Origin of the sequence: Mycolicibacterium brisbanense, assembly GCF_001570425.1 — a bacterium.
Classification (GTDB): domain Bacteria; phylum Actinomycetota; class Actinomycetes; order Mycobacteriales; family Mycobacteriaceae; genus Mycobacterium; species Mycobacterium brisbanense.
Map to the genome: position 1 here is coordinate 17,906 of NZ_BCSX01000022.1, position 12,482 is coordinate 30,387.

At 66.5% G+C, this 12,482-nt stretch carries 13 protein-coding genes; 8 read left to right on the forward strand and 5 right to left on the reverse strand.

Annotated features, from left to right (window positions below; all coding sequences use genetic code 11):
- The first annotated feature begins 170 nt into the window (after positions 1-170).
- Together RMCB_RS12060 and RMCB_RS12065 are read left to right on the forward strand one after the other, a co-directional pair.
- On the forward strand, positions 171-872 hold the full coding sequence (locus RMCB_RS12060) for a TetR family transcriptional regulator (protein ID WP_062828955.1): 702 nt from the start codon (positions 171-173) through the stop codon (positions 870-872).
- An 11-nt stretch (positions 873-883) separates the two neighbouring features.
- A complete protein-coding gene (locus RMCB_RS12065; RefSeq protein ID WP_062828956.1) occupies positions 884-1,543 on the forward strand; it encodes a TetR family transcriptional regulator in 660 nt (219 codons plus the stop codon).
- A 5-nt stretch (positions 1,544-1,548) separates the two neighbouring features.
- Here RMCB_RS12065 and RMCB_RS12070 read toward each other — a convergent pair whose 3' ends face one another.
- A complete protein-coding gene (locus RMCB_RS12070) occupies positions 1,549-1,911 on the reverse strand; it encodes a PAS domain S-box protein (protein ID WP_029367486.1) in 363 nt (120 codons plus the stop codon).
- A 199-nt stretch (positions 1,912-2,110) separates the two neighbouring features.
- Between RMCB_RS12070 and RMCB_RS12075 the strand changes: the two genes are divergently transcribed.
- Positions 2,111-3,343: an acyl-CoA dehydrogenase family protein gene (locus RMCB_RS12075; RefSeq protein WP_062828957.1), complete on the forward strand. Its 1,233-nt coding sequence runs from the start codon at positions 2,111-2,113 to the stop codon at positions 3,341-3,343.
- Positions 3,344-4,480: an acyl-CoA dehydrogenase family protein gene (locus RMCB_RS12080; protein ID WP_062828958.1), complete on the forward strand. Its 1,137-nt coding sequence runs from the start codon at positions 3,344-3,346 to the stop codon at positions 4,478-4,480. It begins immediately after the preceding gene.
- Between the two features lie 17 nt (positions 4,481-4,497).
- Here the strand turns inward: RMCB_RS12080 and RMCB_RS12085 are convergent, their stop codons facing one another.
- Genes RMCB_RS12085 through RMCB_RS12100 form a run of 4 tightly spaced genes read right to left on the reverse strand, consistent with a single transcriptional unit; the run spans position 4,498 to position 8,935 of the window.
- Positions 4,498-5,529: an amidohydrolase family protein gene (locus tag RMCB_RS12085; RefSeq protein WP_062828959.1), complete on the reverse strand. Its 1,032-nt coding sequence runs from the start codon at positions 5,527-5,529 to the stop codon at positions 4,498-4,500.
- 13 nt (positions 5,530-5,542) lie between these two features.
- Entirely contained in the window at positions 5,543-6,544 is a 1,002-nt protein-coding gene (locus RMCB_RS12090; RefSeq protein ID WP_062828960.1) for a VOC family protein, read from the reverse strand.
- Positions 6,537-7,409, reverse strand: coding sequence for an alpha/beta fold hydrolase (locus RMCB_RS12095; RefSeq protein ID WP_062828961.1), 873 nt, complete (start codon positions 7,407-7,409; stop codon positions 6,537-6,539). Before RMCB_RS12095 ends, RMCB_RS12090 begins: the two co-directional genes overlap by 8 nt.
- Positions 7,406-8,935, reverse strand: a complete 1,530-nt coding sequence (locus tag RMCB_RS12100; protein WP_062828962.1) for a bifunctional 3-(3-hydroxy-phenyl)propionate/3-hydroxycinnamic acid hydroxylase — start codon at positions 8,933-8,935, stop codon at positions 7,406-7,408. The genes RMCB_RS12095 and RMCB_RS12100 overlap by 4 nt, the downstream gene beginning before the upstream one ends.
- A gap of 91 nt (positions 8,936-9,026) precedes the next feature.
- Between RMCB_RS12100 and RMCB_RS12105 the strand changes: the two genes are divergently transcribed.
- From RMCB_RS12105 to RMCB_RS12120, 4 genes are read left to right on the forward strand one after another with little or no spacing between them, the layout of a single operon-like run.
- A complete protein-coding gene (locus RMCB_RS12105) occupies positions 9,027-9,662 on the forward strand; it encodes a TetR/AcrR family transcriptional regulator (protein ID WP_062828963.1) in 636 nt (211 codons plus the stop codon).
- Positions 9,659-10,540: an acetaldehyde dehydrogenase (acetylating) gene (locus RMCB_RS12110; RefSeq protein ID WP_062828964.1), complete on the forward strand. Its 882-nt coding sequence runs from the start codon at positions 9,659-9,661 to the stop codon at positions 10,538-10,540. The genes RMCB_RS12105 and RMCB_RS12110 overlap by 4 nt, the downstream gene beginning before the upstream one ends.
- Positions 10,537-11,559 (forward strand): 4-hydroxy-2-oxovalerate aldolase, encoded by a 1,023-nt coding sequence (gene dmpG / locus RMCB_RS12115; RefSeq protein ID WP_062828965.1) that lies wholly within the window; start codon positions 10,537-10,539, stop codon positions 11,557-11,559. Before RMCB_RS12110 ends, dmpG begins: the two co-directional genes overlap by 4 nt.
- A 20-nt stretch (positions 11,560-11,579) precedes the next feature.
- Positions 11,580-12,455 (forward strand): DMT family transporter, encoded by an 876-nt coding sequence (locus tag RMCB_RS12120; RefSeq protein ID WP_062828966.1) that lies wholly within the window; start codon positions 11,580-11,582, stop codon positions 12,453-12,455.
- Positions 12,456-12,482 lie beyond the last annotated feature (27 nt).

Here is a 12,482-nt window from a genome sequence, read left to right on the forward strand (position 1 = left end):
TGCACGCGTGGCGATGACTTCGAGTATCCCAATTGGCGGGTGGGCGGATGGGCTCAGCCGCCGGGGTGCTCGTGTTCCGGAAAACCGGATGAAACAATCCGGGGGCACGCGCCGGGCGGCGCCCGATGCCCCGTCCGATCACGCAGTCGTGAAGATTTTGGGGTGTCCTGGTGACTGAGCAGCTCGACCGACGAGCCGACGTCACACGGCTTCAGATTCTGCAGGCCGCGGCGCGCCAGTTCGCCCACAAGCCCTACAGTGCGGTGAGCCTGGACGACATCCTTGCCGACGCTGCCGTCACCAAGGGCGCGCTGTACTTCCATTTCCGGTCCAAGTACGCACTGGCGTCATCCATCATCGACAACCGCGCCGAACGGGCCCGGGAACGGGTCACCGAGGTGCTCGCCCGCAATCTGTCCGCGATGGAGACCTTGGTCGACATCTCTTACCAGCTGGCCGTCGACGACATCGGCGAGACGATGGCCCGGGCGGCCGGCAACCTGGTGGAGTCGATCGGACGTACCGACAGGCTCGGACCGAAGGTTCTGGCTCCCTGGATCTCCGGGTACGCCACGATCGTCCGACGCGCGGTGGCCGAGGGCGATTTCACCGACGGCACCGATCCACAGGTGGCGGCGACGCTGCTCGTGTCGATGCAGCTGGGCATCCGCCAGACCAGCGATCTCGACGATCCCCAACGATTCCTCGGCGATCTCGAGCGGGCGTGGAAGTTGGTGCTGCCCGGCCTGGCCAACCCGGACCGACTCGGGTACCTGGCTCAGTTCATCAGGCGTCGCACCACGGCAGCGCTCAAGAAGGCCGCACCCATCAAACCCCGCCTCGACACCGACCCGGCCCCCGGGCCGGCCTGACGGAACGCGCCATGGCACGCCAGGCCCGATCAGAGGTCACCCGCCGCAAGATCATTGCGGCGGCCGTCGCGCTGTTCGATGAAACCGGCTATCCGGCAACAGGTTTGGGCGACATCATCGAACGCGCCGAGTTGACCAAGGGCGCGTTCTACTACCACTTCGATGCCAAGGAGGCGCTGGCCGAGGCCATCATCGAGGAGGCCGGCTCCCGAATGTTGGCGACGTTTCGCACCATCACCGGATCGTCCTCGCCCGCGCTGGAGAACCTCATCCACGGCATGTTCGTGGTGACCGATTTCACCGTGGCGGACAAGCTGGCGTGGATCGGCATGCAGCTGCTGCGGACTTTCAGCGGTCTCAACGACGCGGCAGGCCGGGTCTACGGGAGCTGGCTCGACGACCTCGTCGAACAGGTCGGCCACGCCGCCGCCGAAGGTGACCTCCGCAGCGACATCGATCCCAAGAGCGCCGCAGAGGTGATCCTGGGTTCGATGCTGGGCGCCGAAGCGCTGTCGCGAGCCACGGGGACCGACAATGACCTGCGGGAACGCGTTGGGCGCACATGGGAACTGCTGCTACCCGCGGTCGTCAACGAGGAATCACTCGAGTACTTCCGTGAGTTTCTCGCGCGCGAGTCACTCCGGCGATCGCCGATGACGGGCGACGGGTAGCGCGCCTACAGTTCCTCCACCCACAGCTGCTCGGTGAGATCGTGGAACGTCGCCAGCGCCACCGGATCGTCTCCACGAAGCAGTGCCGACTTGCTCATGCGGGCGCGCACGATCGAGCGGTCCTGGTGCACCAGGTCGACGACCAGCTCGGCGTTGGCCCGCACGACCGACACCGCGGACTCGTCGTCGGGCAGCGAATGAAAGATCTGGGCAAACTTCATGGCCTTCACTGATTCCGCGCTGTGCCCGATCATTTCGGCGAATGCAGTGTTAGCGAACAGAATGCTGCCATCCTCGGCAATTGCCAGCACCGGAACAGGGAACCGCTCCAAGACGACCAACGCGGGCATTTGCTGCAACATGGTCATCGGAGATCGGGTGTCCTGCTCGCTCTGACGCCGCTCCACGCCCTCAATTATTGCCCGACGCGCCAGCTCGGTACCAGCGCAGCCGTGCAGCTCACAGCATCGGACGCACCGGTCGGCGTCGCACCGCAGGGCCCTGCCTGCAGTACTTAACTAACTAGGTTTACTCTGTGAGGGCGACACCGGCAGACAGGGGGCACGCATGGACCTGAAGTGGTCTACGACCGACCAGGCATTCCGCGCCGAGGTGCGCGACTTTCTCGCGGAGAATCTGACCGACGATCTTCGGCAGGCGGGGCGGCTGATGACGAGCGTCTACGCCGACCACGACGCCAGCATGGCCTGGCAGCGCATCCTGCATCAGCACGGCTGGGCGGCGCCGGCGTGGCCGGTCGAGTACGGCGGCTGTGACTGGAGCCTGACCCAGCACTACATCTTCAGCAGGGAGTCCACCCTCGCGGGGGCGCCGGCACTGTCGCCGATGGGTATCCGCATGGTCGCCCACGCGATCATCAAGTTCGGCACCGAGGCACAGAAGGACTACTTCCTGCCGCGGATCCTCACCGGCGAGGTGTTCTTCTGCCAGGGCTACTCCGAGCCGGAGGCCGGTTCGGACCTCGCCGCCCTGTCGATGGCCGCGGTCGACGATGGCGATCATCTGGTGTGCACCGGGAGCAAGATCTGGACCACCCATGCCCGCGAGGCGAACTGGATGTTCGCACTGGTCCGCACCACGCGCGCCGCCAAGAAGCAGCAGGGCATCACGTTCGTGTTGATCGACATGACCACACCGGGCATCGAGATCCGGCCGCTGGTCATGACTTCCGGTGAGGAAGTCCAGAACCAGGTCTTCTTCGACGACGTCCGGGTGCCCAAGAGCAACGTCATCGGCGCCATCGACGACGGCTGGACCGTCGCCAAGTACCTGCTGGAATTCGAGCGCGGAGGCGGCACGTCGGCTCCTGCGCTGCAGGTGCTCGCTGAGGAGATCGCGACGGTCGCCACCGAACAGCCCGGCCCTGCTGGCGGCCGCCTCATCGATGACGCCGCGTTCAGCCGCAAGCTCGCCGAGGCGCGCATCCGCACCGATGTCCTGGAGATCCTCGAGTATCGAGTGCTGGCGGCAGTGGCAGAAGGCCGCAATCCGGGAACGGCGTCGTCGATGCTGAAGATCCTCGGTACGGAACTGAGCCAGACGCTGACCGAACTGTCGATGGAGGCGGCTGGGCCGCGGGGGCGCGCCTATCAACCACACGCCACACGCCCGGGCGGCCCGGTGGCCGACTTCGAACCACCGGTCGACGGGTATGTCAGCGGCCAACCCTGGCAAGCGGTGGCCCCGTTGCGCTACTTCAACGACCGGGCCGGCTCAATCTACGCCGGCACCAACGAAATTCAGCGGAACATCCTCGCCAAAGCGGAATTGGGGCTGTAGATGGACTTCAACCTGACCGACGAGCAGGACCTGCTGCGGGATGGACTGACCAAGTTCCTGGCCAGCCGCTACGACCTCGCGGCAAGCCGGACCGCCGCCAAGACGGGACCGGGTTGGCAGCCGGAGATCTGGCGTGGGCTCGCCGACGAGCTCGGCATCCTCGGCGCCACGCTCCCCGAGGATGCCGGCGGCAGTGGCGGCGGCCCGGTGGAGGCCATGCTCATCGCCGAGGCATTGGGCCACGCGCTGCTGATCGAACCGTTCGTGGACACCGTCGTCGTGGCCGGCGGGCTGTTGCACCGCGCGGGTGGGGCCGAGCAGCTGCTCGCCCACATCGTCGACGGCAGCGCCATCGTCACGCTGGCTGCCGGTGAGCCGGCCTCGGGCGACAACTGGCGCACCGTCACCACCACCGCGCAACGTGAGGGCGACGGCTGGGTGCTCGACGGCAGCAAGGTGATGGTCCTCAATGCTCCGTTGGCGACGCATCTGCTGATCACCGCACGCACGTCGGGTGATCCCACCGATACCGACGGGATATCGCTGTTTCTGGTCGAGATCGCCTCACGCCCAGCGGGTCTCACCATGCATCCCTACCGCACGGTCGACGACCGGCGCGCGGCCGACCTGGTTCTGCAAAACGTGCGGGTTCCGGCCGGCGCCCTGCTGGGAGGCGCGGGCCAGGCGTGGCCGTCGGTGGAGCAGGCCCGCGACGAGGGCGCAGCTGCCGTATGCGCGGAAGCCGTCGGCGCCATGCGCAAGGTCCTCGGCGACACGGTCGAGTACTGCAAGCAGCGGCACCAATTCGGCACGGCGATCGGGAGTTTCCAGGCCCTGCAGCACCGCATGGTGGACATGCACATGGAGGTCGAGCAGGCTGCGGCCGCGGTGTATCTCGCCGTGCTGAGCCTCGATTCCGACGCGGCAACCCGGGCCAAAGCGGTGTCGGCGGCCAAGGCCACCATCGGCCGAGCGGCCCGCTTCGTCGGCCAGAACGCGGTGCAACTGCATGGCGGGATGGGCATGACCGAAGAGTTGGCCATCGGTCATTACTTCAAGCGGCTCACCGCCGTTCAGTACGAGTTCGGTTCGACCGATTCGCACGTGAGTCGGTATGCGGACTTGACGCGCCCGTAGCGGCGGAGACGCCTCGGTCAGCCGGTCTGCATCATCCGCGCGACACCACGCATGACGGCCCGGCTGACGGTGTGCCGGACCCGCTCGAGCGCTGTGGGTGCCGGCAGCCCAGGTGCGGTACCTAGGCGCGGAAAGAGGGCCAGCGCGTTGGTCCTGTCGATGGCCACTCGCGCGGACGTGTCAAGAGCACCGTAGGTCTCCAGGCCTGCGGCGAACAGCTTGCCGGCCGCGACAGGCGCGAACGGCCAGTCCGAACCGAACGTGACATGGCCGGGCTTGGCGAACGCCAGCAGGGTCGGCAATGCCGCAGCGCTCGACGACAGAGCGGTGTCGAAGTAGAAGCCGGCGAAGTCGTCAAGGCTGTCGGCGGGACTGGCACCGGTGTCCGCGGTGATCCCGAGCGCCAGACGGTGTGACGCATACGGCACGAAGCCGCCTGCGTGGCTGAGGATGAAGCGGATGCTCGGATATCTGCGCCGGATTCCGTTGCGCACCAACAGATAAGCGGCCCGCGTGGTATCGAGCAGGAAGTCGGCGGCAAACGGCGCGACACCGGCCACCACCGGCCCGGGCAGATCCGCCGGATGGATGAACACCACCGCCGATCGCGCGTTCAGGGCGGCCCACAACTCGTCCTGCCCGTCCTGACCGAGATACGTGCCCACGCTGTTGGCAAGCAGCACGACGCCGTCGGCGTGCAGATCATCGAGCGCCCGCACGGCTTCGGCGACCGATTCCGGAACGTGCGGCATGGGCACGGTGGCGAAGAAGCCGAACCTGTCCGGGTGGGCCGCTGCCAGGTCGGCGCCGAAATCGTTGAGATCGCGCGCCAGCGCGGCGGCGTCGGCAGCAGCGGGCAGGAATGTCGTACCGGGCGTTGAGACCGACAGGATCGCTGTCGCGACGCCGAGCTCGGTCATCGTCTCCAGCGCCGAGTCAGCACTCCAGTCCGGCAGGGTCCGGCCACCTGACTCGTCGATTCCGGCTTTTCGCAGGAGTTTTCGATACTCCGGCGGGATCATGTGCTGGTGAGTGTCGATGCGGGTCATGTCTCGTCCTTGCTCAGTTGTCGGGGATGCCTGCGCCGGCCAGCGCCGGGACGACGTCTTCTCGGCGCCCCAAAGACCGTGCGCCGAGCTTGAACTGGCCGAGCTTGTCGATGATGCTGCGGCCCTCCGACGTGTGGCCCCAGATGCTGATGCCCCGGTATGTGGTCGGCTCCCAAGTGGTTTCGTCCACGACGACCGGATTCCAGCCCATTTCCCATTCGAACCCTGACGGGGTCACTGCGTAGTAGGACAGCTCGCGGTCATTGGTGTGCTGTCCCACGTCCAACGCCATGTCGAAGCCGAGATGCTTCACCCGCTGGTACGACGCGGTCAAGTCGTCAAGATCGGCAACCTGAATGTTGAGGTGCTGGACGCGGGTCCGGATCGGGTTGAGGGGCAACCGGTTCACTGCGGCGATCGCGATCGAGTGGTGCCGCTGGTTGACCCGCAGGAACCGGATCTTGAGCTTGACACCGCTGATGGTCTCGTCGATGTAGTCGGACAGCCGCGCATCGAACACCGTGTTGTAGTAGCCGCGCATCTGATGGGGCTTCTTGGTGGTGACCGCGACGTGACCCAGCCCGGACTCGCCGGTGACGAACCCGCCGCCCACGGCCATCTGCAATGGCCCGGAACCTGTTCGAGCCCGGGTGAATAGTTCCTGGACCAGCCCGTTTGGTCCCGGGAACCGCACAAGACGTTCGACGCCCCGCAGTGCGGCTTCCTCATCTGTGCCGGGGGCCACGGGTACACCGTGGCCGGTGACGCGGCGAAGGATCTCGTCGAACGTGTCGTGGTCGTCGACATGCCAGCCCAACGCGGTGACATCCTCGGCCGGGCCACGTTGCAGCAGGAATCGGCACTCGTTGTCGTCCAAGCGGAATCGCACCACACCGGGCAGCGCATCATCGAGATGCAGCCCGATCGCCTCGCGACCGAAGCGCCGCCAGTCGGCGAACTTCTCGGTTTCGATGACGATGTACCCGAGCTGAACGCTGCCGAACACGCTAGACATGGGCCAAACTCGAATCCGGGCTGAGGAACTCGGCGACGAGCTCGTTGAACAGTCCGGCACGCTCCCACTGCATCCAGTGCCCGGTGTGCGAGGTCATCACGAGTTGCGCGTTGGGCATCAGGTTGAGCAGCATCGGGCCGCCTGCCGGGCGGTTGACCTTGTCGTCGCGGCCCCACAACACCAGGGTCGGTGTCTGCAGTTTCTTGAGCCTGCTGTCACGGGTGAGGTCCATCCGCCACAACGTGCGCAGCGCCATCGCTCCTGAGGGCCGACTCAGCGGTGGATGCGCCACCACCTCGGGATCGATCGATGCCCGGTAGCGCACGTCGATCAAGTCGTCAGGAACCGAAGCTCCGTCGTACACCAGGTAATTGCGGATGAAATCGGCGAGTTTCCCACGGCTCGGGCCGTCGCCGCTGTAGTAGGACAGCAGGTTTTTGAGCCCTGCGGTGGGCAGCATCCGGGTGGTGCCGATACCTCCGGGACCCATCAGGACGAGCTTGCCGACGCGATGCGGCGTGTCAAGCGCCAGCCGCAGTGCTGCCGCCCCACCGTAGGAGTTGCCGACGAGATGCGCTGTGTCGACGTCGAGTTCGTCGAGCAGAGCCCGGATGGCGTCGGCGAGGTAACCGAACGGGTCGGTCTTGTCGATGTGCTTGTCGGAGGTCCCGTAGCCCGGCATGTCGGGCACGATCACGCGGTAACGCTGTGCCAGTGCGTCGATGTTGCGGGAGTAGTTGGTGACGCCAGAGGCGCCGGGCCCCCCGCCATGCAGCATGACGACCGCGGGTCCCGCGCCCGCCTCGGCGAAGAAGATGTCTTTGTCTGCGGCGCGGACGGTACGTTCGGTGACAGTGGTGGTCATGCGTGGGCTCCGGTCATGTCGTGTAGGGTCAGTCCCACCGGCGGGGCGGGCAGGGGTTCGCCGAATCCGGCTGCGGCATAGATGAATCCGTCGGGACGCAGGACAACCGCGTCGGCGCCGTGCTCATGCAGCCAGCGCGTCAGCCCGGGCTCGGCGATTCGGTGGGTCTGAACACCGATCTGCTGCCACGCCGGCGCGCCGGTGGGGATCGCCGTCGTGTAGATCAGGGCCCATGTCCCGCCGAGGAGATCGTCGAGGGGCATCGATGCGCCGCCGTGGTCGATGATCGGTTGCGGGATCTGGCGGCCGATGGCCTCGTTGGGCGCGACGGCGAAGAATCCGTCGGCGTAGCGGGCTTCGGGAATCCAGAACCGACGCTGTCCGGCAGCCAGAACGCCGGGCACCTTGGTCAGTGCCCGAAGGGCGTGGTTGCGCAACGCTGCCACGACCGAGCGGCGTTCGGTGATGATCCGGCCGACGATCACCGCGCGCCGGGTCACTTCGGTGACATGCGGCTTGCGTTCGGTCTCATAGGAATTCAGTACCGAATCGGCAAGCTCGCCGCGCAGTACCCCTGCCAGCTTCCAACACAGATTGGCCGCGTCGCGCACCCCGGCCGACATGCCCTGACCGATCCACGGCGGCATGGCATGAGCGGCGTCACCCGCGAGGAACACGCGGCCGACCCGCCACCGGTCGGCGACGCGGACGTGGTGGCTGTAGACCACCGCGCGCAGGATCTCGACATTCTCGGGTGTGACGCCCTGAGCCTTGAGCACCCGCCATACCGCGGCATCGGTGACCAATTCCCGCTCATCCTCGCCCGCACGCACCGGATATTCCCACCGGTGATGCCCGAGTGGCGTCGGGCAGTCCACGGTGGGCCGCTCGGGATTGCAGTGGAATCGCAAGCGGTCGTGGGCGTCCCATTCCTTGCGCACTTTGGTGTCGATGACCACCCACCGTTCGGCGTATGTGCGGCCGGTGTATTCGATTCCGAATTGTCCGCGCGTTGGCGATGATCCACCATCGGCGGCGATCACATAGGACGCCCGGACGCGCCTGAAGGCATCGGCGGCCAGGTCGACCAGCATGAGTTCGACGTGGTCTTCGCGGTTGCCGACCCGCAGGCATTCGTGCTCCAGCAGCACGTCGACGTTCGGGTACCGCGCCACCCCCTCCCGCAGAACCTCGTCGACGGCGGGTTGGTACAGGAACTGCTGTGACGGGTGGCCGCAGCCGCGGCCCGTGATGACCGTTTCGATGAAGGCTCGCCCGTCGGCGTCGACGAATGCCAGCGGCCGGCCGGGCAGCATGTCACGCTGCAGGCGCGCAGCCAGGCCGACCGACTGCCACACCCGCATCACCTCTTCGTCGGTGGAGATGGCACGGGCGCGGTTGTAGACGTCCGGATCACGCTCGATCACAACCACTTTCAATCCGAGCCGGCCCAGCAGATTGGCCGCGGTGGCGCCGGTCGGCCCATAGCCGATCACCGCTACGTCATAGATGTCGGTACTGGTCACGGGCGCCTCTTTCGGGAGAGTTTGATCTGTAGTGATCACTACGGTAATGTAGCGATCACTATAGAGTCAAGAGGTCGTTTCAGGAGGGCAGATGGCAGACAAGACACGTCCCGCGCCTCGTCGCAAACGCGCCGACGGGGAACAGTCACGCGAGCGAATCCTCGACGCCGCCACCCAGATCGCCTCCGAGCGCGGGTACGAGGGAACCAGCATCGCCTTGGTCAGCAAGGTCTGCGGATTACCGGCCAGCTCCATCTACTGGCACTTCACAGACAAGGACGATCTGATCGCCGCGGTGATCGAGCGCAGCTTCTCCGGTTGGCTCGATGCCTGGCGCCTCCCCGCGGACGGTGCACCCCGTGAACGTGTGACCGCGATGGCGACGCAAATCGCCAAAGCACTGCTCGACGCGCCCGACTTTCTGCGGCTCGGGCTGATGCTGACGCTGGAAAGACGCCCGATCGAACCCCGGGCCAGGACGATGTTCCTGCGTGTGCGAGCGCAGGCTGCCGACGAATTGAAAGCCGCATTCAGCGGAGTCACCACCGGCCTCACCGACACCCAGATCGATCTGCTGGTCACCTATGCGATCGCGGGAGCAGACGGCTTGTTCGTCGCCAAAGAGATCGGCGGGGATTCTGTGGACATTCTCGCGCTGTTCGAGGTACACGCACTTGCCATCTACGACACGGCGATGCGGATGATCGCCGAAGGGTCTGACCGATGACGGCGGTCGGCTGGCCTGTCGCGATTCTCGGGTCCGGCAGCGTCGCCACCGACCTCATGGTCAAGATCCGGCAGGGCGGCGGCCCGCTGTCGGTGGCCGCGACGGTCGACGGCGCCGACGAACTGCTCGCCATGCCGAACAGCGCCGACATCAAGCTGGTTTTCGATACCACGGCACCCCGCTTACGCACCGGCAGTTGGGCCGCCTTGGCCGGGAAGGGGGTGCAGATGATCGATCTCGCTGCGACCACGATCGGTTCGCACTGTGTGCCGGTCGTCAATCTCGACGACTCGCGTACTGCCCGCACCCTTACCATCGGCACAGGCGCCGCGCAGGCCACCGTGCCGATCGTGGCCGCGATCGGACGATCCGGTGTCGTGTCCTACGCCGAGATCGTCTGCGCGGTGGCGTCGCGATCCGTCGGGTCCGACGACCGGGCCGGCATCGACGAATTCATCGAATCCACCGGTGCCGCACTGCGGGAGGTCGGCGGAGCCGGACGCAGCAAGGCCGTGTTGTTGCTGAGCCCGGCCGATCCACCGGCCTTCATGCGAACCACGGTCTATTGCCTTGTCGATGGCGATATCGACCACGAAGCCGTCGAGACCGACATCGTCGACATGGTCGAGCAGGTCAGCCGGTACATGCCGGGCTACCGCCTCAAACAACGCGTGCAGTTCGAGACATTCGGCGCCGAAAGCCCGCTGTACCTCCCGGAGACCGGCACGTTCACGGGCACCCGCGTCACCGCAATGCTCGAGGTCACCGGTGCAGCCGACCACCTACCGGCCTACTCCGGTCACCTCGACATGGTTACCGCGGCGGCCAAGGCGGCCGCGGAGCACATCGCCTTTCGTACCAACGGAACTCGCCCATGAACCGCCCCCTCTACATCAGCGACGTGACGCTGCGCGACGGCATGCACGCGGTGCGTCACCGATACCGCATCGACCAGGCCGTGCGGATCGCCCAGGCGCTCGACGCCGCCGGAGTCGACTCGATCGAGGTGGCGCACGGCGACGGGCTGGGAGGGTCGAGCTGCGTCTACGGCTTCGGTGCCCACACCGATCTGGAGTGGATCGAAGCCGTTGCCGGCGCGACAACCCGCGCCAAGGTCGCCACCTTGTTGCTGCCGGGCATCGGCACGGTCCGAAATCTGACCGACGCGTACCACGCCGGGGCCAGTGTGGTGCGAGTCGCCACACACTGCACCGAAGCCGACCTTTCCGCCCGGTACATCACAGCGGCCCGCGAACTCAACATGGACACCGCCGGTTTCCTGATGATGAGCCACATGACGACCCCGAACGTGCTGGCGGAACAAGCCCGCCTGATGGAGGGCTATGGCGCCACATGCGTCTACGTCGTCGACTCAGGTGGTGCGATGACCATGCGCGACGTCGCTGACCGGGTCAGCGCGCTGCGCCAAAATCTCTCCCCCACAACCGATATCGGTATCCACGCGCACCACAACCTGGCGCTCGGTGTGGCCAATTCCATCACGGCCGTGGAACACGGCGCACACCGCGTGGACGCTTCACTCACGGGCATGGGTGCAGGCGCGGGCAACGCCCCGCTCGAGGTGTTCGTCGCCGCGATCAGCAAGCTGGGCACCCCACACCGCTGCGACCTGCACGCGCTCCAGGATGCCGCCGACGACATCGTGCGTCCGCTGCAGGAACGTCCGGTGCGAGTGGACCGGGAAACTCTGACCCTGGGTTATGCCGGGGTGTATTCGAGCTTCCTGCGGCACGCCGAGGCGGCAGCCGAGCGCTACGGCATCGACGCGCGCACGCTGCTCGAGGAAGCCGGCCGCCGGCATATGGTCGGCGGCCAAGAGGACCTGCTCGTCGACATCGCACTGGATCTCACGACAGAATCCACCCCGAGAGGCTGACATCTCCGTAGGGTGTGGGAGTGAGTGCGCGGGGATGGTTGTTGTTCAGCGCGATGAGCATCATCTGGGGCATCCCCTACCTGCTGATCAAGGTCGCGGTCGAAAGCGTCTCCGTACCCGTGTTGGTCCTGGCCCGCACCGCCGTTGGGGCGTTGGTGCTCCTGCCGCTCGCGCTGTCGCGGGCAGCCTGGGCGCCGGTACTGCGGCACTGGAAACCCGTGCTGGCCTTCGCATTCTTCGAGATCATCGCGGCCTGGGTGCTGCTCACCGACGCCGAACGCACCTTGAGCAGTTCGATGACCGGCCTGTTGATCGCGGCCGCACCGATCATCGCCGCGATGCTGGACCGGCTCACCGGCGGAGAACGTCTGCGCGCCAGACGCATCGCGGGGCTGGGCGTCGGGATGGCCGGGGTGGCGGTGCTCGCGGGCCCGGGCCTGACGGGTGGGCACGGCGTGCCGATCGCCGAGGTGCTGCTGGTGGCGACCTGTTACGCGATCGCCCCGCTGGTGGCCGCGCGCTACCTCGGCGACGTGCCCGCCCTGCCGTTGACCGCGGCCTGTTTGGCGCTCGCGGCGCTGATCTACACCGCTCCGGCCGTAGCGGCCTGGCCTCACGAGATGCCTTCGACGCAAGCGCTACTGGCATTGGCGGTGTTGGCGGTGGTCTGCACGGCGCTCGCGTTCATCACATTTTTCGCGTTGATCCGCGAAGTGGGCCCGTCGCGCGCGTTGGTGATCACCTACATCAACCCGGCCGTTGCCCTGGCCGCCGGGGTGATCGTGCTCGGTGAGCCGCTGACGGTCTGGAACGTGGCAGGGCTCGCCCTGATCCTCGCCGGGTCGGTACTGGCCACCCACGCACCCAAGGAACCCGAAGCAGAGATCGCTCGGTGACCGACGCGTTATCGCCAAGCCGAGGTT

Bases quoted from the DNA above. Each gene is read 5' to 3' on its own strand.
- RMCB_RS12065 (WP_062828956.1), top strand. From the start codon at position 884: ATGGCACGCCAGGCCCGATCAGAGGTCACCCGCCGCAAGATCATTGCG.
- RMCB_RS12070 (WP_029367486.1), bottom strand. From the start codon at position 1,911: ATGACCATGTTGCAGCAAATGCCCGCGTTGGTCGTCTTGGAGCGGTTC.
- RMCB_RS12075 (WP_062828957.1), top strand. From the start codon at position 2,111: ATGGACCTGAAGTGGTCTACGACCGACCAGGCATTCCGCGCCGAGGTG.
- RMCB_RS12080 (WP_062828958.1), top strand. From the start codon at position 3,344: ATGGACTTCAACCTGACCGACGAGCAGGACCTGCTGCGGGATGGACTG.
- RMCB_RS12085 (WP_062828959.1), bottom strand. From the start codon at position 5,529: ATGACCCGCATCGACACTCACCAGCACATGATCCCGCCGGAGTATCGA.
- RMCB_RS12090 (WP_062828960.1), bottom strand. From the start codon at position 6,544: ATGTCTAGCGTGTTCGGCAGCGTTCAGCTCGGGTACATCGTCATCGAA.
- RMCB_RS12095 (WP_062828961.1), bottom strand. From the start codon at position 7,409: ATGACCACCACTGTCACCGAACGTACCGTCCGCGCCGCAGACAAAGAC.
- RMCB_RS12105 (WP_062828963.1), top strand. From the start codon at position 9,027: ATGGCAGACAAGACACGTCCCGCGCCTCGTCGCAAACGCGCCGACGGG.
- RMCB_RS12110 (WP_062828964.1), top strand. From the start codon at position 9,659: ATGACGGCGGTCGGCTGGCCTGTCGCGATTCTCGGGTCCGGCAGCGTC.
- dmpG (WP_062828965.1), top strand. From the start codon at position 10,537: ATGAACCGCCCCCTCTACATCAGCGACGTGACGCTGCGCGACGGCATG.